A 20,487-nucleotide genomic window follows, 5' to 3' on the forward strand; every position below is an offset into this window, starting at 1 on the left:
CTACAGCCTTCCAAGCTGTTGTCGCGAGTTCGATTCTCGTCACCCGCTTTGAACTTTGTTCAAATTACCAAGTTTTTAACTTGGGCGCGTAGCTCAGGTGGTTAGAGCGCACGCCTGATAAGCGTGAGGTCGGTGGTTCGAGTCCACTCGTGCCCATAGTGTTTAGTCCATTTATCTTTTCATTAAGAGGACACGGGTTTGTTCCCGTATAAACTATTTTGGAGGATTACCCAAGTCCGGCTGAAGGGAACGGTCTTGAAAACCGTCAGGCGTGTAAAAGCGTGCGTGGGTTCGAATCCCACATCCTCCTTTTTTATTAACGCGGGATGGAGCAGCTCGGTAGCTCGTCGGGCTCATAACCCGAAGGTCGTAGGTTCAAATCCTGCTCCCGCAATAAGGCTCGGTAGCTCAGTTGGTAGAGCAATGGATTGAAGCTCCATGTGTCGGCGGTTCGATTCCGTCTCGCGCCATTTATATATTTTGGAAGGGTAGCGAAGAGGCTAAACGCGGCGGACTGTAAATCCGCTCCTTCGGGTTCGGGGGTTCGAATCCCTCCCCTTCCATTTTACGGGCATAGTTTAAAGGTAGAACTAAGGTCTCCAAAACCTTCAGTGTGGGTTCAATTCCTACTGCCCGTGTTAATAGAATTATGGCGGGTGTGGTGAAGTGGTTAACACACCAGATTGTGGCTCTGGCATGCGTGGGTTCGATCCCCATCACTCGCCTATTTTATATTATTGGGGTATAGCCAAGCGGTAAGGCAAGGGACTTTGACTCCCTCATGCGTTGGTTCGAATCCAGCTACCCCAGTTACTATTTGCCGGCGTGGCGGAATTGGCAGACGCGCTGGACTCAAAATCCAGTGTCCGCAAGGACGTGCCGGTTCGACCCCGGCCGCCGGTATAGTATAGAGTTAAGGAACGTTGTAAATCTTCGTTCCTTTTTTATATTATTTTTGCTATAATAATAGTTATTCAAATTTTATTTAGATTATGAAAGTGTAGGGAAGTATGTCTCGTTCTATCGATTTATTAAAACATCGGTATTTGAAAAATATTAAAGAAAACCCTGAATTGTTTGTTGGGATTGAGTTGGAATATCCTGTTGCAAATTTGGAAGGGGATGCTACAGATGTTGAAGTTATCAAACACTTATTCAGATATTTAGTTTCTGCTTTGGATTTTACTGTCGAAAAGGTAGATGACTTTGGGACTCCTATTCAGTTAGTGAATCCAGTAAGTCGGGATGCTATTTTATTTGAAGTTTCCTATACTACGATTGAGTTTGCATTTGGTAAGGCTGAAACGATACAAGAAGTTGAAGAACGTTTTAGTATTTATATGGAAGCAATCCAGAAGAAGTTAGCTGAATCAAATCATGCTATTGTTGGCTGTGGCATTCATCCCAACTGGGATAAAAATGAGAATTGTCCAGTGGATTTCCCACGGTATCGCATGTTGATGGACTATTTGAATTTGAGTAGAAATGTGACTAAATCAGACTTGCATCATTTCCCTGAATATGGTGCTTTTATCTGTGGGAGTCAGATTCAACTGGATGTTTCAAAGTTTAACTACTTACGGGTGATTAATGCTTTTACTCAAATTGAAGCAGTTAAGGCTTATTTATTTGCAAACTCTGAGTTTTCGGGTGCAGATTGGGATACGAAAATTTCAAGGGATATTTTCTGGGAAGAATCGATGCATGGTATCTATCCAGAAAATGTCGGGGTCAATGCTAGACTCTTTAAAGATGAGGATGATTTTTTTGATTATCTAGATCATTCTGCAATTTTTACTGCGGAACGTGATGGGCAGACCTATTATTTTTATCCGATTCAGGCTGGGGAATATTTATCTACACCTGAAATCCAAGCATATGCTCTTAATGGGGATGAGGTTATTATTTACCCCCAAGAGAAGGATTTTGAAACTCATCGTAGTTATCAGTATCAAGACTTAACGACTCGAGGAACGGTTGAGTTTCGTAGTGTGTGTACTCAGCCTCTTGATAGGACTTTTACTTCAGCAACCTTTCACTTGGGATTATTAGTTAATTTAGACAAGTTAGAAGCTTATTTAGAAACAGCACCTTTCTTTAAAGTATTTGGTAGAAATTACAAATTTTTAAGACGACAATTTTCTAAGAAAAAGCTTACAGATCAGGAAAAAACTGCAATTATCGAATTCTCAAAGGATTTACTCCTGCTAGCTGAGGAAGGACTAGTGATGAGAAATAAGCAAGAAATGATCTATTTACAGGCTTTGAAAGAAGAATTGGGCCTATAATTTCTCCTATAGAGGGAGAATTTTCTGAAAAATCATGATATAATGGAAGAGACTATAGATAAAGGATAGAGAGTAATGACATTAGTTTATCAATCAACGCGTGATGCCAACAATACAGTAACTGCTAGCCAAGCTATTTTGCAAGGTTTGGCGACGGATGGTGGTTTATTTACACCGCTTACTTATCCAAAGGTAGATTTGGACTTTGACAAATTGAAAGATGCTTCTTATCAGGAAGTTGCTAAGCTTGTTTTGTCAGTATTTTTAGATGACTTTACAGCTGAGGAGTTGGACTACTGTATCAACAATGCCTACGATAGCAAGTTTGATACTCCAGCTATCGCACCATTAGTGAAATTAGACGGGCAATATAACTTGGAACTGTTCCATGGTTCAACGATTGCCTTCAAGGATATGGCCTTATCTATCTTGCCATACTTTATGACGACTGCTGCTAAGAAACATGGCTTGGAGAATAAGATTGTCATCTTGACAGCGACATCTGGTGATACTGGGAAAGCTGCTATGGCAGGCTTTGCAGATGTGCCTGGTACTGAGATTATCGTCTTTTATCCAAAGGATGGTGTCAGCAAGGTACAAGAGTTGCAAATGACCACTCAGACTGGTGACAATACCCATGTTATCGCTATAGACGGTAACTTTGATGATGCCCAAACAAACGTGAAGCACATGTTTAACGACGTGGCTCTTCGCGAAAAATTGGCTACCAACAAGTTGCAATTTTCATCAGCTAACTCTATGAATATTGGTCGTTTGGTACCACAAATTGTTTATTATGTTTATGCCTACGCTCAGTTGGTCAAGACTGGTGAGATTGTGGCTGGTGATAAGGTCAACTTCACAGTACCAACAGGAAACTTTGGAAATATCTTGGCTGCCTTTTATGCTAAACAAATCGGTCTTCCAGTTGGTAAATTGATCTGTGCTTCAAATGACAACAATGTTTTGACAGACTTCTTCAAGACACGTGTTTACGACAAGAAACGTGAGTTTAAGGTAACGACTAGTCCATCTATGGATATTCTGGTGTCTTCAAACTTAGAGCGTTTGATTTTCCATCTTTTGGGGAATGATGCAGTTAAGACAGCTGAACTCATGAATGCCTTGAATACACAAGGACAATATGAACTGACTGATTTTGATGCTGAGATTCTGGAGCTCTTTGTGGCTGAATATGCGACTGAGGAAGAAACTTCGGCAGAAATCAAACGTGTTTATCAAACAGATGCCTATATTGAGGACCCACATACGGCGGTTGCCTCGGCAGTTTATAAAAAGTACCAAGTGGCGACTGACGATGCGACTAAGACAGTGATTGCTTCAACAGCTAGTCCATACAAATTCCCAGTGGTTGCAGTAGAAGCTGTAACTGGGAAAGTTGACTTGACTGACTTTGAAGCCTTGGCTCAATTACATGAAATCTCAGGAGTTGCTGTGCCACCAGCAGTTGATGGGCTTGAAACAGCTCCTGTTCGTCATAAGACAACAGTAGCAGCTGCTGACATGCAAGCAGCGGTTGAGGCTTATCTAGGACTTTAAGACAGAGGGAGTAAACTCGGTTGGGAAACCAACTGAGTTTCTTTTCATCAGGAGGAAGGATTGTTTAAGAAAAATAAAGACATTCTGAATATTGCCTTGCCAGCTATGGGCGAAAACTTTTTGCAGATGCTCATGGGGATGGTGGATAGTTACTTGGTTGCTCATTTAGGATTGATAGCCATTTCGGGTGTATCAGTAGCTGGCAATATTATCACGATTTATCAGGCGATTTTCATCGCTCTGGGAGCTGCTATTTCCAGTGTTATTTCAAAAAGCATGGGGCAGAAAGACCAGTCGAAGTTGGCCTATCATGTGACTGAGGCCTTGAAGATTACTTTACTAGTAAGTTTCCTTTTGGGATCTTTGTCCATCTTCGCTGGGCAAGAGATGATAAGACTTTTGGGGACGGAGAGAGATGTAGCTGAAAGTGGTGGTCTCTACCTATCTTTGGTAGGCGGATCGATTGTTCTCTTGGGCTTAATGACTAGTTTGGGTGCCTTGATTCGTGCAACGCATAATCCACGTTTGCCCCTCTATGTGAGTCTTTTATCCAATGCCTTGAATATTCTTTTTTCAAGTCTAGCTATTTTTATCCTTGGTATGGAGATAGCTGGTGTTGCTTGGGGGACAATTCTGTCTCGTTTGGTAGGTCTTGTGATTTTATGGTCCCAATTAAAGTTGCCTTTTGAAAAACCGACTTTTGGTTTAGATAAGGAACTATTGACTTTAGCTTTGCCAGCAGCTGGAGAGCGGCTTATGATGCGGGCTGGAGATGTCGTGATCATTGCCTTGGTTGTTTCTTTTGGAACAGAGGCAGTAGCAGGGAATGCAGTCGGAGAAGTTTTGACCCAGTTTAACTATATGCCTGCCTTTGGTGTCGCTACGGCAACGGTTATGCTGGTGGCTCGAGCAGTTGGAGAGGATAATTGGAATAGAGTAGATAAGTTGAGTAAACAAGCCTTTTGGCTTTCTCTGGTCCTCATGTTACCCTTGACCTTCAGTATCTATGCTTTGGGTATACCACTAACTCATCTCTATACGACTGATTCTCTAGCGGTGGAGGCTAGTGTTCTAGTGACACTTTTTTCACTACTTGGTACTCCTATGACGATAGGAACAGTCATCTATACAGCAGTCTGGCAGGGTTTGGGCAATGCTCGGCTTCCCTTTTATGAGACAAGTATAGGAATGTGGTGTATCCGCATTGGAACAGGATATCTGATGGGGATTGTTCTTGGTTGGGGCTTGCCTGGTATTTGGGCGGGAACCCTTCTGGATAATGGTTTTCGCTGGTTATTTCTACGCTACCGCTACCAGCGTTATATGAGCTTGAAAGGATAGGAAATGCAAAAAATAGCTTTTATTTGGGATTTAGACGGGACTTTATTGGACTCTTATGAAGCGATTTTATCAGGGATTGAGGAGACTTTTGCTCAATTTTCTATTCCTTATGATAAGGAGCAGGTGAGAGAGTTTATCCTCAAGTTTTCTGTGCAGGATTTGCTGGAGAAAGTTGCGGAAGAGAGAAAGCTGGATGTGGCAGTGTTAAATCAGGTGCGTGCCCAGAGTTTGGCTGAGAAGAATGCTCAGGTAGTTTTGATGCCAGGTGCGTGTGAGGTGCTAGCTTGGGGAGACCAAGTAGGGATTCAACAGTTTGTCTATACTCATAAGGGGGACAATGCTTTTACAATTCTCAGAGACTTGGGTTTGGAATCTTATTTTACAGAGATTTTAACCAGTCAGAGTGGTTTTGTGCGGAAACCTAGTCCAGAAGCGGCTACCTATCTGTTAGACAAGTATCAGTTGAATTCTGAAAAGACTTATTATATAGGAGATCGAACTCTGGATGTGGAATTTGCCCAGAATAGTGGGATTCAAAGTATCAACTTTTTAGAGTCATCTTATGGAGGCAATCATAGGATTCAAGGGTTAGCAGATATTCCTTATATTTTTGAAGGAGAGTGACGATAAGATTGTGTCAGTTTTGTGACAGAAATCTAACAAACTATTTCAAGTAACCGAGTTTGTTACAAGGAATAGACAGTTCTGTTAAATAGGCCCGAGAGGGCTTTTTTTCTGCTCTTTTTGTGTTATGATAGACAGGTACTCATTTGAAAGGAATTTGAAAGAATGAAGAAAAGAATGTTATTAGCGTCAACAGTGGCCTTGTCATTTGCCCCAGTATTGGCAACTCAAGCAGAAGAAGTTCTTTGGACTGCACGTAGTGTTGAGCAAATCCAAAACGATTTGACTAAAACGGACAACAAAACAAGTTATACCGTTCAGTATGGTGATACCTTGAGCACTATTGCAGAAGCCTTGGGTGTAGATGTCACAGTTCTTGCGAATTTGAATAAAATCACTAATATGGACCTGATTTTCCCAGAAACTGTTTTGACAACGACTGTCAATGAAGTAGAAGAAGTAACAGAAGTTGAAATCCAAACACCTCAAACAGACTCTAGTGAAGAAGTGACAACTGCGACAGCAGATTTGACAACCAATCAAGTGACCGTTGATGATCAAACTGTTCAAGTTGCAGACCTTTCTCAACCGATTGTAGAAGCGCCAAAAGCGGTAGAAACTACAAGTACAAAAGAAGTAGCAACAAGTTCAGAAGTTACAGAGACAGTGACTACTTCAGAAGAAGTGACAACATCTACAGAGACTTCTGTATCAGAGGAGCAAACATCCGAAATAAGCAATGCAGTTGCAGAAGTAGTTCCTCAGGTAACACCTCAAGCTGAATTAGCAGTAGAAGCAACTACAGCGCCAGTAGAAGAAAAAGCAACTGCAACAAGTTCAGAAGAAGAAAAAGAAGTAGCATCATCAAATGGAGCTAAACCAACAGTTTCTACTTATCAACCAGAAGAGACGAAAACAGTTTCAACGACTTACGCTGCACCAGCTACGCCCGATTATGCTGGATTGGCACTAGCGAAATCTGAAAATGCAGGCCTTCAACCACAAACAGCTGCCTTTAAAGAAGAAATTGCTAACTTGTTTGGCATCACATCCTTTAGTGGTTACCGTCCAGGAGATAGTGGAGATCACGGAAAAGGGTTGGCTATCGACTTTATGGTACCAGAAAGCTCAGAACTAGGGGATAAGATTGCGGAATACGCTATTCAAAACATGGCCAGCCGTGGAATTAGTTATATTATCTGGAAACAACGTTTCTATGCTCCATTCGATAGCAAATATGGACCAGCTAATACTTGGAACCCAATGCCAGACCGTGGTAGCGTGACAGAAAACCACTATGACCACGTTCACGTTTCAATGAATGGATAAACCTGACTTGGTAATATCATTTTGACGAATGAGATCTAGCTTTCGTGATAGGAAGTAAGTCTCGTTCGTTTTTTATTTGTCATACTCTTCGAAAATCTCTTCAAACCATGTCAGTTTTATCTGCAACCTCAAAGCTGTGCTTTGAGCAACCTGCGGATAGCCTCCTAGTTTGCTCTTTGATTTTCATCGAGTATCAATATGAATGGAGAATGGGAAGTTAGAATTTTGTAATGCCTTGAGCAACATTCTTGCAATTTATTTTACTTTGCATTATAATTGATTAGTCAACTATTGATAAATCAATTGAAAAGAGAAAAGAAATGTTAGAGATTCAAGATTTACTTTATCAACTCCGCTTGTCTGAGCAAGCGAGTACGCAATTGTTTGAAAAAAGACTTGGGATTAGTTTGACACGGTATCAGATTTTACTGTTTTTGCTGGAGCATTCCCCTTGTAATCAAATAGCGGTTCAGGAGCGTTTGAAGATTGATCAGGCTGCTTTGACACGACATTTCAAAATTCTGGAAAAGAAAGGTTTGGTGGAGCGTCATCGCAATCCTGAAAATCAGCGAGAAGTGTTGGTAGAGGCTACGAAGTATGCCAAGGAGCAGTTAGTGGTGAATCCTCCTCTGAAACATATCAAGGTTAAGCAAGAGATGGAAAGTATCTTAACAGAGTCTGAAAGAACAGAACTCAGCCGTTTATTAAATAAATTGGTTTTGGGCATTGAAAATATAGAAATTTAAGGAGAAATAGATGTCAATTATGACAATCATTTTAGCAACGATCGTTGCTTTGGAGTATTTTTACATTTTTTATTTGGAAAGTATTGCAACGCAATCAGATGCGACCAGTCGAGTCTTTAACATGGAAAAGGAAGAACTGGCTCGTCCGTCGGTAAGTTCACTGTTCAAAAATCAAGGAATCTATAATGCTCTGTTAGGAGTCTTTCTCTTGTATGGGATTTATTTCTCACAGAATTTAGAAATTGTGACTATTTTTGTCTTATTTGTGATTGGAGCTGCGGCTTATGGCTCTCTCACAGCAGATAAGAAAATTATTTTGAAGCAAGGTGGACCAGCTATTTTGGCCTTGATTAGTATTTTCCTCTTTAAATAAACTCATACTCTTCGAAAATCTCTTCAAACCATGTCAGCGTCGCCTTGCCGTACTCAAGTACAGCCTGTGGCTAGCTTCCTAGTTTGCTCTTTGATTTTCATTGAGTATCAAAGAGCAATCCTAGCCTCACTAGTCCTTTTCACTCCAGAATAAGAGAAATATGTTATACTTGTTTTTAAGAAAAAAGTCTCATTGAATTGGTTTTGAGGAGTTAGAAATGAAAGTATTAGTGACAGGTTTTGAGCCCTTTGGAGGGGAAAAGGTCAATCCAGCTTTGGAGGCCATTAAAGGTTTACCAGCTGAAATCCATGGTGCTGAGGTTAGTTGGCTAGAAGTGCCGACAGTCTTTCACAAATCGGCCCAAGTGTTGGAAGAAGAGATGAGTCGTTATCAACCTGATTTTGTCCTTTGTATCGGCCAAGCTGGTGGAAGAACTAGCTTGACGCCTGAACGAGTGGCCATTAACCAAGACGATGCACGCATTCCTGATAATGATGGCAATCAACCGATTGACCTTCCTATTCGCCCAGATGGTGCTTCGGCCTACTTTAGTAGTTTGCCGATTAAAGCGATGGTTCAAGCTATAAAAAAAGAGGGATTGCCGGCCTCTGTTTCCAATACGGCAGGAACTTTTGTCTGCAATCATTTGATGTATCAGGCCCTCTATTTGGTAGAAAAGAAATTTCCACAGGTTAAGGCGGGGTTTATGCACATTCCTTATATGATGGAACAGGTGGTGAATCGACCGACTACCCCAGCTATGAGTTTAGTGGACATTATGCGAGGGATAGAAGCAGCAATCGACGCCATTATCGAATATGGAGATCAAGACCTCAAGTTGGTAGGCGGAGAAACTCATTGATAGAAAAAAGCTTGAGGGGTTACCTTCAAGCTTTTGGACGTTTTCGAGCCAGTACTGCTCGGTAAAAAATTATTTTATTGATTTGAATGTAGGGTAGGAGTGAGAAACTAGCAATTCCAAAGGTAATCCAATTGAGGAAGTACCAAGGAAGGAGTTGTAAGTCTAGGACAAAGCGCTGAAATTTGTAGCCTTTCATCAGGAAACGGCTGGTTTTAAGGATTTGTCCTGGTCTGGCTTGCCCTAAGTCTAGGGTGTCACAGAGGAGAAATTCTACCTGTGAATAAGCATAATATTGTGGAATATAGAGACTATTTCCGATAACCATCAAGAGGATACTTGCTAGAAAGTAAAGAGCAAAGGTCATGAGGAAACGCTCGGTTTCAATTGATGTGAGATCTAGATTAGGAAACTCAGGATGAAGGACAACGAATTTCTTTGCTAGAAAGCTACTGTAAAAGAGGAAGTAAATCCCAAGTAAACTAGGAATGCTCCATAAGAAAAGATAGAAGCGTTTGAGAAGGAGAGTCAAGAAGGTTTGTGAAAAGTGCTCTTCGTCAAAGAGTGCAAGACTATTTTTGACGGATAGTTCTGTATCAGGATTCTTGATGAGTTTCAGAGTTGTATAGACTGAACTGGTTAGAAGTATTGTTCCGATAAAGGAAACCAATAGTGGAAAAAGGTAGGCTTGAGTTACATGGCCAAGCACACTTAAAAAGGATTGCTCTAAAATAGACTCGTGGATGCGTTCTAAGGGATTGAGGAAGCCAGACAAGATGACCAGCATGCTAGGTAAGAGATAGACGAGAAAGAGGCGGGGATTTTCAGCCTGAAATTGTCTGGCCTGCAGACGAATGGTTTTTAAATCAATTTTTGGGTATTTCATTCTCTCATTATACCATAGTTCGTGACAGTTCCAGCTTTTTTTGATAAAATCATACAGTATGCCCTTGGGCACAAAGTATGAACTGGGACTGTTTTTCCCAGCTTCGGAGGTAGAAAATGTCAGATTCACCAATCAAATACCGTTTGATTAAGAAAGAAAAACACACAGGAGCTCGTCTAGGAGAAATCATCACTCCCCACGGCACCTTCCCTACACCTATGTTTATGCCAGTTGGGACTCAAGCCACTGTCAAAACTCAGTCGCCTGAAGAATTGAAGGAGATGGGTTCGGGAATTATCCTGTCAAACACTTATCATCTCTGGCTTCGCCCTGGAGATGAACTCATCGCACGCGCAGGTGGTCTCCACAAGTTCATGAACTGGGATCAGCCAATCTTAACGGATAGTGGTGGTTTCCAGGTTTATTCTCTAGCTGATAGCCGTAATATCACAGAAGAAGGGGTAACCTTTAAAAACCATCTCAATGGTTCCAAGATGTTCCTATCACCAGAAAAAGCCATCTCTATTCAGAATAATCTGGGCTCAGACATCATGATGTCTTTTGATGAATGTCCTCAGTTTTATCAACCTTATGACTACGTTAAGAAATCAATCGAGCGTACCAGCCGTTGGGCTGAGCGTGGTTTGAAGGCTCACCGTCGTCCGCATGACCAAGGGTTATTTGGGATTGTGCAGGGGGCAGGATTTGAAGATCTTCGTCGCCAATCGGCTCATGACCTTGTCAGCATGGATTTCCCAGGCTACTCTATCGGTGGCTTGGCAGTGGGAGAAACCCACGAAGAGATGAATGCGGTCTTGGACTTTACAACTCAACTCCTACCTGAAAACAAACCTCGTTATTTGATGGGTGTGGGAGCGCCAGATAGCTTAATCGATGGGGTGATTCGTGGGGTGGATATGTTTGACTGTGTCTTGCCGACTCGTATCGCTCGTAACGGGACTTGTATGACCAGTCAGGGACGTTTGGTTGTGAAAAATGCTCAGTTTGCTGAGGACTTTACGCCACTGGATCCTGAATGTGATTGCTACACATGTAAGAACTATACACGCGCCTACCTTCGTCACCTTCTCAAGGCTGATGAAACCTTTGGTATCCGCCTGACTAGCTATCACAATCTTTACTTCTTGCTTAACCTGATGAAGCAAGTGCGACAAGCTATTATGGATGATAATCTTTTGGAATTCCGCGAGTATTTTGTGGAAAAATATGGCTATAATAAGTCAGGCCGTAATTTCTAAAATGGAATTGATATAAGCTAAAAATCCTAAGTTTTCTCTTGGGATTTTTCTTCTTTTTTTGATAGAATAAAGTGTACAATGAAAGGAAGAATAAACTCGTATGCGCATTAAATGGTTTTCCTTGATTAGGATTACAGGTTTACTACTGGTACTCTTGTATCATTTCTTTCAGACAATCTTTCCTGGAGGATTCTTTGGGGTAGATGTCTTTTTCACATTTTCAGGCTTCCTGATTACGGCTCTACTTATCGAAGAATTTTCTCAAAATCATGAGATTGATTTGGTTGGATTTTTTAGGAGACGCTTTTATCGGATTGTGCCACCTGTGGTTTTGATGGTCTTGGTAACCATGCCCTTTACCTTCCTAGTTCGGCAAGATTATGTGGCTGGAATTGGTGGCCAGATTGCTGGTGTTTTAGGTTTTATGACCAACTTCTATGAACTCCTAACAGGTGGGAGTTATGAATCTCAGTTCATTCCTCATTTGTTTGTTCATAATTGGAGCTTGGCTGTTGAGGTTCACTACTATATTCTTTGGGGATTGGCAGTTTGGTTCTTATCTAAGCAGTCTAGATCAAATGGTCAGTTGAGAGGGATGGTCTTTCTCTTATCTGCTACTGCCTTCTTGATCAGCTTCTTCTCCATGTTTATTGGTAGTTTCCTAGTGACCTCTTATTCCTCTGTTTACTTCTCCAGTTTAACTCATGTCTATCCCTTCTTTTTGGGAAGTATCCTAGCAACGATTGTAGGCGTTCGTCAGACGACTTCCCTCGTCAAGCAGTTGGATAAAATCTGGGATTTACGCAAGACCCTTTTAGTTTTTGGAGGAGGTTTTGGCTTCTTACTCATTTTGACCTTCTTTGTCAAATTTACCTATCTCTTTGCCTATCTTGTCGGCTTCTTGCTTGCCAGCCTTGCAGCTCTTGCTATGATTCTGGCGGCGCGTGTCTTACATGAAAAGACTCCTAATATAAAGGAACCAAAGATTATCAGCTTTTTAGCGGATACTAGCTATGCAGTTTATCTCTTCCATTGGCCTTTCTATCTCATTTTCTCACAGTTGACATCAAATCTTCTTGCTGTGTTACTGACTTTGATTTTTTCTTATGGCTTTGCTAGCCTGTCATTCTATGTATTGGAACCTTGGATTGCAGGAAAGAATACACCTATTATACAAACTCTTCGTCCCCTGCCTTATATTCACGCAATTCTTGCAACAAGTACAGGAATCTTAGCCTTCATTGTCTTCTTAGTGACTTTCTTGGCACCACAAGTGGGAGCGTTTGAGACAGATTTGACTGTCAATGGTTTGAAGCAAGCTGCAACAAATATTGGCCAGACCAAGGTGATGGCAGAACGGGCAGATGCAAACAGTTTGGGGATCGCTGATGGTACTATGCTAATTGGTGACTCGGTGGCTTTAAGGGCAAATACAGCACTGCAGACAGCCCTTCCAGGAGCACAGATTAATGCACAAGTCAGCAGAACAACTAAGACTGCCAATGAAATTATGCTAAATAATAGCCAGAATAAATTTCTACCAAAGATGGTTATCATTGCAACTGGGGTAAATAATCCTGAAAATTACAAGGAAGATTGGGACAGTATCGTGAAAAATCTTCCTAAGGGCCATCATATGATTTTGGTGACTCCTTATGAAGGGGATAAGACAAAAGAGAGCTATGCCATCGTTGAGAAGGCTGCTGCCTATATGAGAGAATTGGCAGAGAAGACTCCTTACATCACGATAGCAGATTGGAATCAAGTTGCTAAGGAACATCCAGAGATCTGGACTGGAACAGACCAAGTCCATTTTGGAAGTGACAATAGTAAGATTGAAGCAGGAGCTAAATTGTATGCAGATACCATTGCCACAGCCTTGCAAACAGCTCAAGACAAACCAGTCAAATCTAAATAACTTGTATTTAAAAAGAGAAGAGTTGGAGACATCCAGCTCTTTTAAAATATCTCTAGAAAATAGGTCTATACCATTTACAAATGAATCAGAAAAGTTTATAATGTAATTGACATAATAAATATCAAAAGTAATCTTTTAAGGAGGTCATTATTATGCCTAATTACGTTAAAGCAGATCAGTTTTTCTATCCATTTGGCATTCGTCGCGGCGGGTACTTAGAACTTGTTGATGGCAAATTTGGGAAACATGTGGATCAAATTCCTGAAGGAGCAGAGGTTCTTGACTATACTGGTTATAGCATTGCACCAGGTCTTGTGGATACTCATATTCATGGATATGCAGGTGTAGATGTGATGGACAACAACATTGAAGGTACATTGCATACTATGAGTGAAGGACTTCTTAGTACTGGTGTTACCAGTTTCTTGCCCACAACTTTAACAGCCACTTATGAGCAATTGCTTGCAGTCACTGAAAATCTTGGAAACCATTATAAAGAAGCAACAGGTGCTAAGATTCGTGGGATTTATTATGAAGGTCCATATTTCACAGAAACTTTTAAGGGTGCACAAAATCCAACTTATATGAGAGACCCAGGTGTTGAGGAGTTTCATTCTTGGCAGAATGCTGCAAAAGGGATGCTAAATAAAATCGCTATTGCACCAGAACGTGATGGGGTGGAAGATTTTGTACGTACTATTACAGGTGAAGGTGTGACAGTTGCACTTGGACACTCAGATGCGACATTTGAACAAGCTAAGAAGGCAGTTGATGCTGGAGCTAGTGTATGGGTACATGCCTATAATGGGATGCGTGGTTTAACACACCGCGAACTAGGTATGGTAGGAGCTATGTATGAGCTCCCACATACTTACGCAGAATTGATTTGTGATGGTTATCACGTAGATCCAAAAGCTTGTGAGATTTTACTTAAGCAAAAGGGGACAGACAACATCGCTCTTATTACGGACTGTATGACAGCTGGTGGGCTTGAAGACGGTGACTATATGTTGGGAGAATTCCCTGTTGTAGTAGCAAATGGAACTGCACGTCTCAAATCTACTGGTAATTTGGCAGGTTCTATCCTCAAACTTAAAGATGGTATGAGAAATGTAGTCGAGTGGGGTATTGCAAATCCACACGAAGCGGTCATGATGGCTAGCCTTAACCCAGCAAAATCTGTTAATATTGACGATGTCTGTGGACAAATTCGTGAAGGTTATGATGCAGATTTTATTGTTTTAGATAAAGATTTGGAATTGGTAGCAACCTACCTAGACGGTGTGAAACGTTATCAAGCATAAGATAGAAAGCAGAAGTTAGAGACTAGCTTCTGCTTTTTTATTTATCAAAAAATTAAGAAATGAGCATATTTCTTTTCTTGTTTAATGGAATTAGTTATAATATACGGTACAAAGGAATGAATGAATATGTATCGTGTTATAGAAATGTATGGAGATTTTGAACCTTGGTGGTTCTTAGAAGGTTGGGAAGAAGATATTGTAGCAAGTAGAAAATTTGACCAGTATTATGATGCTCTCAAATACTACAAAACTTGCTGGTTTAGATTGGAACAAGAATCTCCTCTTTATAAAAGTAGAAGTGACTTGATGACCATTTTTTGGGATCCAGAAGACCAACGCTGGTGTGATGAATGTGATGAGTATTTACAACAATACCATTCTCTGGCTCTTTTGCAGGATGAGCAGGTTATTCCAGACGAAAAGCTACGCCCAGGCTATGAAAAACAAACAGGTAAGGAAAGGCACCGTTCTTGCCGTATGAAATTAAAATAGAGAAAAAGTAACTTTTTTGGAGTTGCTTTTTTATTTTTTCCAAATCTTTGCGAATAGTATAGGTGAGGAGGTAAGTATGGTTCAAGAAATTGCACAAGAAATCATTCGTTCAGCTCGGAAAAAAGGAGCGCAAGACATTTATTTTGTTCCTAAGTTAGATGCCTATGAGCTTCATATGAGGGTGGGAGATGAGCGCTGTAAAATCGGTTGTTATGATTTTGAAAAGTTTGTGGCCGTCATCAGTCACTTCAAGTTTGTGGCGGGTATGAATGTTGGAGAAAAGCGACGTAGTCAACTTGGTTCCTGTGATTATGAATATGACCAGAAGATGGCGTCCTTACGTTTATCTACTGTAGGCGACTATCGAGGGCATGAGAGTTTAGTTATTCGCTTGTTGCATGATGAGGAGCAGGACTTGCATTTTTGGTTTCAGGATATTGATGAATTGGGCAAGCAGTACAGGCAACGGGGTCTCTATCTTTTTGCTGGTCCAGTCGGCAGTGGTAAGACAACCTTAATGCACGAATTGGCCAAGTCCATCTTTAAAGGACAGCAAGTCATGTCTATCGAAGATCCTGTAGAAATCAAGCAGGACGACATGCTCCAGTTGCAGTTGAATGAGGCGATTGGGCTTACCTATGAAAATCTGATTAAACTTTCCTTGCGTCATCGGCCTGACCTCTTGATTATCGGAGAAATTCGGGATAGCGAGACGGCGCGTGCAGTAGTCAGAGCTAGTTTGACAGGGGCGACAGTCTTTTCAACCATACATGCCAAGAGCATTCGAGGTGTTTATGAGCGCCTGCTGGAGTTGGGTGTGAGTGAAGAGGAATTAGCAGTCGTTCTGCAAGGAGTATGCTACCAGAGATTAATCGGGGGAGGAGGAATCGTTGACTTTGCAAACAAAGACTATCAAGAACACCAGCCAACTAGCTGGAATGAACAGATTGACCAGCTTCTTAAAGATGGATATATCACAAGTCTTCAGGCTGAAACGGAAAAAATTAGCTACAGCTAAGCAAAAAAATATCATCACCTTGTTTAACAATCTCTTTTCCAGCGGTTTTCATCTGGTGGAGACCATCTCCTTTTTAGATAGGAGTGCTTTGTTGGACAAGCAGTGTGTGACCCAGATGCGCACGGGCTTGTCTCAGGGGAAATCATTCTCAGAAATGATGGACAGTTTGGGCTTTTCAAGTGCTATTGTCACTCAGTTATCCCTAGCTGAAGTTCATGGAAATCTCCATCTGAGTTTGGGGAAGATAGAAGAGTATCTAGACAATCTTGCCAAGGTCAAGAAAAAACTAATCGAAGTGGCGACCTATCCCCTGATTTTGCTGGGATTTCTTCTCTTAATTATGCTGGGGCTACGTAACTACCTACTACCTCAACTGGATAGTAGCAATATTGCCACCCAAATTATCGGCAATCTGCCACAAATCTTTCTAGGCATGGTAGGGTTTGTTTCCGTACTTGCCCTTTTAGCACTCACTTTCTATAAAAGAAGTTCTAAGATGCGCGTCTTTTCCATCTTAGCACGCCTTCCCTTTCTTGGAATCTTTGTGCAGACCTATTTGACGGCCTATTACGCGCGTGAATGGGGGAATATGATTTCGCAGGGAATGGAGCTGACGCAGATTTTTCAGATCATGCAGGAACAAGGTTCCCAGCTCTTTAAAGAAATCGGTCAAGACTTAGCTCAAGCACTCCAAAATGGTCAGGAATTTTCTCAGACTATAGGAACCTATACTTTCTTTAAGAAGGAGTTGAGTCTCATCATCGAGTATGGGGAAGTCAAGTCCAAGCTGGGGAGCGAGTTGGAAATTTATGCAGAAAAAACTTGGGAAGCCTTTTTTACCCGAGTTAACCGCACCATGAATTTGGTGCAGCCACTGGTCTTTATCTTTGTGGCTCTGATTATCGTTTTACTTTATGCGGCAATGCTCATGCCCATGTATCAAAATATGGAGGTAAATTTTTAACATGAAAAAAATGATGACATTCTTGAAAAAAGCTAAGGTTAAAGCTTTCACACTTGTGGAGATGTTGGTGGTCTTGCTCATCATCAGCGTACTTCTCTTGCTTTTTGTACCTAATCTGACCAAGCAAAAAGAAGCAGTCAATGACAAAGGAAAAGCTGCTGTTGTTAAGGTGGTGGAAAGCCAGGCAGAACTTTATAGCTTAGATAAGAATGAAGATGCTAGCCTAAGCAAGTTACAAGACGATGGGCGAATTACTCCTGAACAGGCTAAAGCATATAATGAATACTATACTAAAAACGGAGGAGCAAATCGTAAAGTCAATGATTAAGGCCTTTACCATGCTTGAAAGTCTCTTGGTTTTGGGTCTTGTGAGTATCGTAGCCTTGGGCTTATCCAGCTCTGTCCAGTCCACTTTTGCGGCGGTAGAGGAACAGATTTTCTTTATGGAGTTTGAAGAACTCTATAGGGAAACCCAAAAACGCAGTGTAGCCAGTCAGCAAAAGACTAGTCTGAATTTAGATGAGCAGACCATTAGCAATGGCAGTCAAAAGCTGACAGTCCCCAAAGGGATTCAGGCACCATCAGGACAAAGTATTACATTTGACCGAGCTGGGGGCAATTCGTCCCTGGCTAAGGTTGAATTTCAGACTAGTAAAGGAATGATTCGTTATCAATTATATCTAGGAAATGGAAAAATTAAACGCATTAAGGAAACAAAAAATTAGGGCAGTGATTTTACTGGAAGCAGTAGTTGCTCTAGCTATCTTTGCTAGCATTGCAACTCTTCTTTTGGGACAAATTCAGAAAAATAGACAAGAAGAGGCAAAAATTTTGCAAAAGGAAGAAGTCTTGCGTGTAGCTAAGATGGCCCTGCAGACAGGTCAAAATCAGGTAAACATAAATGGAGTTGAGATTCAGGTGTTTTCTAGTGAAAAGGGATTGGAGGTCTACCATGGTTCAGAACAGTTGTTGGCTATCAAAGAGCCATAAGGTCAAGGCTTTTACCTTGTTGGAATCCCTGATTGCTCTTATTGTCATCAGTGGAAGCTTACTCCTCTTTCAAGCCATGAGTCAGCTCCTCATTTCAGAAGTTCGCTACCAGCAACAAAGCGAGCAAAAGGAGTGGCTCTTGTTTGTGGACCAGTTGGAGGCAGAATTAGACCGTTCGCAGTTCGAAAAAGTGGAGGGGAATCGCCTCTATATGAAGCAGGATGGCAAGGAAATCGCTATTGGTAAGTCAAAATCGGACGATTTTCGAAAAACTGATGCCAGTGGACGGGGTTATCAGCCTATGGTTTATGGACTCAAATCTGCGCAGATTACAGAGGACAATCAACTGGTTCGCTTTCGTTTCCAGTTTCAAAAAGGCTTAGAAAGAGAGTTTATCTATCGTGTGGAAAAAGAAAAAAGTTAAGGCAGGGGTTCTCCTCTATGCGATCACTATAGCAGCCATCTTTAGTCTTTTGTTACAATTTTACTTGAATCGACAAGTCGCCCATCATCGAGACTATGCTTTAAATAAAGAAAAATTAATCGCTTTTGCCATGGCCAAACGAACCAAAGATAAGGAAATGGAAGAAAAAGACCCACAAAAACTTGAACTAGAAGTTCAAAAAACAGACTTTCTACGCTCTAACATTGATAGCGGTCAGCTTGTGAAAAATAAAAACCTACTTTTTACCAATTTAGGTGAAAAATGACTGCTACTCAAAACGTCTTATTTTCTTTGGCTTTGCTACATGCAAACGTTGAAGAAGATTATGCAGACGCAACTTTTTATAAAGATGATGTAGAGCGTTTTTTGGAAAAAGCGAAGTTTTCAAATGGCGATGCAACAAGAATTTTAAAAGATGTTCAGGCTGTAGGAACCAACAGTATTTTAATGTATGACGAAAAGATTTTAACCAATCCTGATAGCGGAAAAATGAAAGGGTTCCTTATTTTTGCTGATTATAGCTACGACAACGGAAAATACTACTTTTCTTTCAATACAACAAAAACAAAATGGGGAGGTACAAGGATAACACCTATTTTAGACGTATTGAAAAGAAATGAAGTCAATCCTATTGTTTACAACCTATCTACGTTTGCAAAACTTAGCTTTTGGGGACAAGTGTTATATGAGCAAATTCTTTTGGCTACCAACAATGGAAAACGTGAGCTAGTCTATGATCTGGAGGGGTTACGTGGCATTTTTGGAGCTGAAGGAAAGTCTATGGAGCGTTTTGATGCACTTAATCGCAAACACTTAACACCTGGCGTTCAAAAAATCAATGAAGAATCAGGAATTGGTGCAGTTTTCGAAACTATTAAACAATCTAGAAAAATTGTCGGTGTAAAAATTAAATGGACAAGGGAAAAAGTCTGCATACCAGCAACAGAAGCACAAATTGCAATAGCTAATGAATTGATTGCTGAAATCACTCTGCTTGGATCTAAAAATGTAGAGTTACTTGATTTGTTGAGAGAAGTTAGCAAAATGACTTGCTACAATGCTTCTAAACTAATTGAAGAAGCACTAGCATATAAAAAAGCTTATGAAGATGACTTGAAAGAGAATGACAAGAAGCTACAAAAGGCTATCGAAACCAAGCAAATTAAAGAAGCTGAGAAAAAGGTTGTTTTATCACAAAATACTAAACCTGCTGAACTTATTGATTTTCTTGAAACCAACAATAATGAATCAGAAGAAGAAACACCTTTGGCTGACTACTTTAAAAAGCACAACAAACTAAGCAAGAAAAATCGTGCTTTAATCATGGAAATTACTCAATCTTTCGAACCTGCAGAAGCTTCAGGAATGCTTGAACTAGCTGATAATATCAAGGTTTGGGAGAACGGCAAGACTTTTGGTTTTATCGTTACTACGTTACGAGAATGGGCAGACAATGGCGTTAAGACTTTGAAAGAAGCAGAAGAATTTTATAAAGTAAACTATAACGATATTCCAGAAAAAGCGCCAAGCACTGCTAAAACAAAATCAAAAGAAAGCAAATCTAACGTGCCAAAGTGGAGCAATCCTGACTATGTGAACGAAGCAAGCCCAGAATATATTGAAAAACTGATTGAAACTCAAAAAATTCTAAAGATTTATAAAACACCTGAAGGGAAAGCAGAACTTGCTGAAGAACTCGAAAAGCAAGCTATGTTAGAAAGCCAATCTAAATCGCTTCAAGAACGTGTGAACAAACTTTAAACAGAAGAGGAATCTGAATGAACAAAACAATGTTTTTCAAGATAGCAGGAACTGCAATCTTTACTAGTTTTATAGCGTTACTCTTCATTAGTCTATATAAAACAGATGTGCTTTATAGTATGGTTATAGCTCATCTGTGGACGTTAGCTTACGGGATAAATCTTTATAAAGATACCAGATAAAACTAAAAAGAATGTAGGGTTTATTTCCCTACATTCTTAAAATAACTTAGTACATAAATGATATTGCTGTCGCCGCCATCAATATTGCAAGAACTATTTTCCAAATTTTTTTATTTTTTCCAAAAATTTTATCAGGTAACAAGCTTAT

The 20,487-nt window shown here is 40.6% G+C and carries 20 protein-coding genes, 9 tRNA genes and 1 pseudogene; 29 read left to right on the top strand and 1 reads right to left on the bottom strand.

What is annotated here, in order from left to right; genetic code table 11:
* Positions 1 to 82: 82 nt before the first annotated feature.
* The 17 genes from HMPREF0851_RS14750 (at position 83) to pcp (ending at position 9,123) form a co-directional block, all read left to right on the top strand.
* Positions 83 to 156, top strand: a tRNA-Ile gene (locus tag HMPREF0851_RS14750).
* A 64-nt stretch (positions 157 to 220) separates the two neighbouring features.
* Positions 221 to 310: transfer RNA gene (locus HMPREF0851_RS14755), tRNA-Ser, on the top strand.
* Positions 311 to 320: 10 nt separating this feature from the next.
* Positions 321 to 394, top strand: a tRNA-Met gene (locus tag HMPREF0851_RS14760).
* 3 nt (positions 395 to 397) lie between these two features.
* Positions 398 to 470 (top strand) — tRNA-Phe (locus HMPREF0851_RS14765).
* A 12-nt stretch (positions 471 to 482) separates the two neighbouring features.
* A tRNA-Tyr gene (locus tag HMPREF0851_RS14770) sits at positions 483 to 563 on the top strand.
* Positions 564 to 567: 4 nt separating this feature from the next.
* Positions 568 to 638 (top strand) — tRNA-Trp (locus tag HMPREF0851_RS14775).
* 14 nt (positions 639 to 652) lie between these two features.
* A tRNA-His gene (locus tag HMPREF0851_RS14780) sits at positions 653 to 725 on the top strand.
* Positions 726 to 738: 13 nt separating this feature from the next.
* A tRNA-Gln gene (locus tag HMPREF0851_RS14785) sits at positions 739 to 810 on the top strand.
* 9 nt (positions 811 to 819) lie between these two features.
* Positions 820 to 903 (top strand) — tRNA-Leu (locus tag HMPREF0851_RS14790).
* 107 nt (positions 904 to 1,010) lie between these two features.
* Complete coding sequence (locus HMPREF0851_RS14795) at positions 1,011 to 2,288, top strand: hypothetical protein (RefSeq protein ID WP_000091372.1); 1,278 nt, start codon at positions 1,011 to 1,013, stop codon at positions 2,286 to 2,288.
* 75 nt (positions 2,289 to 2,363) lie between these two features.
* Entirely contained in the window at positions 2,364 to 3,848 is a 1,485-nt protein-coding gene (thrC, locus tag HMPREF0851_RS14800; RefSeq protein WP_000177128.1) for a threonine synthase, read from the top strand.
* Positions 3,849 to 3,908: 60 nt separating this feature from the next.
* Positions 3,909 to 5,189: an MATE family efflux transporter gene (locus tag HMPREF0851_RS14805; RefSeq protein WP_000473996.1), complete on the top strand. Its 1,281-nt coding sequence runs from the start codon at positions 3,909 to 3,911 to the stop codon at positions 5,187 to 5,189.
* A 3-nt stretch (positions 5,190 to 5,192) separates the two neighbouring features.
* Positions 5,193 to 5,813, top strand: coding sequence for an HAD family hydrolase (locus HMPREF0851_RS14810; protein WP_001169120.1), 621 nt, complete (start codon positions 5,193 to 5,195; stop codon positions 5,811 to 5,813).
* Between the two features lie 165 nt (positions 5,814 to 5,978).
* Positions 5,979 to 7,142 carry a LysM peptidoglycan-binding domain-containing protein gene (locus HMPREF0851_RS14815; RefSeq protein WP_000746998.1) on the top strand — a complete coding sequence of 388 codons (1,164 nt, stop codon included), beginning with the start codon at positions 5,979 to 5,981 and terminating at the stop codon, positions 7,140 to 7,142.
* Positions 7,143 to 7,462: 320 nt separating this feature from the next.
* Entirely contained in the window at positions 7,463 to 7,888 is a 426-nt protein-coding gene (locus HMPREF0851_RS14820) for a MarR family winged helix-turn-helix transcriptional regulator (protein ID WP_000890076.1), read from the top strand.
* Between the two features lie 10 nt (positions 7,889 to 7,898).
* A complete protein-coding gene (locus HMPREF0851_RS14825) occupies positions 7,899 to 8,261 on the top strand; it encodes a DUF1304 domain-containing protein (protein WP_000026203.1) in 363 nt (120 codons plus the stop codon).
* A gap of 217 nt (positions 8,262 to 8,478) precedes the next feature.
* On the top strand, positions 8,479 to 9,123 hold the full coding sequence (pcp, locus tag HMPREF0851_RS14830; RefSeq protein WP_000866925.1) for a pyroglutamyl-peptidase I: 645 nt from the start codon (positions 8,479 to 8,481) through the stop codon (positions 9,121 to 9,123).
* 25 nt (positions 9,124 to 9,148) lie between these two features.
* Here the strand turns inward: pcp and HMPREF0851_RS14835 are convergent, their stop codons facing one another.
* Positions 9,149 to 10,006, bottom strand: a complete 858-nt coding sequence (locus tag HMPREF0851_RS14835) for a DUF975 family protein (RefSeq protein WP_000876907.1) — start codon at positions 10,004 to 10,006, stop codon at positions 9,149 to 9,151.
* A gap of 116 nt (positions 10,007 to 10,122) precedes the next feature.
* On the opposite strand from HMPREF0851_RS14835, the gene tgt reads away from it, so the two are divergent.
* The 12 genes and pseudogenes from tgt (at position 10,123) to HMPREF0851_RS15395 (ending at position 20,157) form a co-directional block, all read left to right on the top strand.
* On the top strand, positions 10,123 to 11,265 hold the full coding sequence (tgt, locus tag HMPREF0851_RS14840) for a tRNA guanosine(34) transglycosylase Tgt (RefSeq protein WP_001285237.1): 1,143 nt from the start codon (positions 10,123 to 10,125) through the stop codon (positions 11,263 to 11,265).
* 100 nt (positions 11,266 to 11,365) lie between these two features.
* Entirely contained in the window at positions 11,366 to 13,183 is a 1,818-nt protein-coding gene (locus HMPREF0851_RS14845) for an acyltransferase family protein (protein WP_001220877.1), read from the top strand.
* A 152-nt stretch (positions 13,184 to 13,335) separates the two neighbouring features.
* The gene (gene nagA, locus HMPREF0851_RS14850) at positions 13,336 to 14,487 is read left to right on the top strand and encodes an N-acetylglucosamine-6-phosphate deacetylase (RefSeq protein ID WP_001134551.1); all 1,152 of its coding nucleotides are present in this window, start codon (positions 13,336 to 13,338) and stop codon (positions 14,485 to 14,487) included.
* Between the two features lie 126 nt (positions 14,488 to 14,613).
* Positions 14,614 to 14,979: a DUF1033 family protein gene (locus HMPREF0851_RS14855; protein ID WP_000286413.1), complete on the top strand. Its 366-nt coding sequence runs from the start codon at positions 14,614 to 14,616 to the stop codon at positions 14,977 to 14,979.
* A gap of 76 nt (positions 14,980 to 15,055) precedes the next feature.
* A complete protein-coding gene (gene comGA, locus HMPREF0851_RS14860) occupies positions 15,056 to 15,997 on the top strand; it encodes a competence type IV pilus ATPase ComGA (protein WP_000249546.1) in 942 nt (313 codons plus the stop codon).
* Positions 15,945 to 16,961, top strand: a complete 1,017-nt coding sequence (gene comGB / locus HMPREF0851_RS14865; protein WP_083804111.1) for a competence type IV pilus assembly protein ComGB — start codon at positions 15,945 to 15,947, stop codon at positions 16,959 to 16,961. The genes comGA and comGB overlap by 53 nt, the downstream gene beginning before the upstream one ends.
* Before the next feature lies 1 nt (position 16,962).
* The gene (comGC, locus tag HMPREF0851_RS14870; RefSeq protein WP_000738645.1) at positions 16,963 to 17,289 is read left to right on the top strand and encodes a competence type IV pilus major pilin ComGC; all 327 of its coding nucleotides are present in this window, start codon (positions 16,963 to 16,965) and stop codon (positions 17,287 to 17,289) included.
* Complete coding sequence (gene comGD, locus HMPREF0851_RS14875) at positions 17,282 to 17,686, top strand: competence type IV pilus minor pilin ComGD (RefSeq protein ID WP_000588033.1); 405 nt, start codon at positions 17,282 to 17,284, stop codon at positions 17,684 to 17,686. The genes comGC and comGD overlap by 8 nt, the downstream gene beginning before the upstream one ends.
* Positions 17,649 to 17,951, top strand: a complete 303-nt coding sequence (gene comGE, locus HMPREF0851_RS14880; RefSeq protein ID WP_000413380.1) for a competence type IV pilus minor pilin ComGE — start codon at positions 17,649 to 17,651, stop codon at positions 17,949 to 17,951. The genes comGD and comGE overlap by 38 nt, the downstream gene beginning before the upstream one ends.
* Positions 17,914 to 18,375 carry a competence type IV pilus minor pilin ComGF gene (comGF, locus tag HMPREF0851_RS14885; protein WP_000250514.1) on the top strand — a complete coding sequence of 154 codons (462 nt, stop codon included), beginning with the start codon at positions 17,914 to 17,916 and terminating at the stop codon, positions 18,373 to 18,375. The genes comGE and comGF overlap by 38 nt, the downstream gene beginning before the upstream one ends.
* Positions 18,353 to 18,565, top strand: a pseudogene (comGG, locus tag HMPREF0851_RS15390) (competence type IV pilus minor pilin ComGG); the annotation flags it as partial. The gene comGF and the pseudogene comGG, both read left to right, overlap by 23 nt.
* A 92-nt stretch (positions 18,566 to 18,657) precedes the next feature.
* Positions 18,658 to 20,157: a replication initiation protein gene (locus HMPREF0851_RS15395; protein WP_000127526.1), complete on the top strand. Its 1,500-nt coding sequence runs from the start codon at positions 18,658 to 18,660 to the stop codon at positions 20,155 to 20,157.
* Positions 20,158 to 20,487 lie beyond the last annotated feature (330 nt).

This window comes from Streptococcus sp. M334, from assembly GCF_000187745.1.
In the GTDB taxonomy this organism is placed as follows: Bacteria; Bacillota; Bacilli; order Lactobacillales; family Streptococcaceae; genus Streptococcus.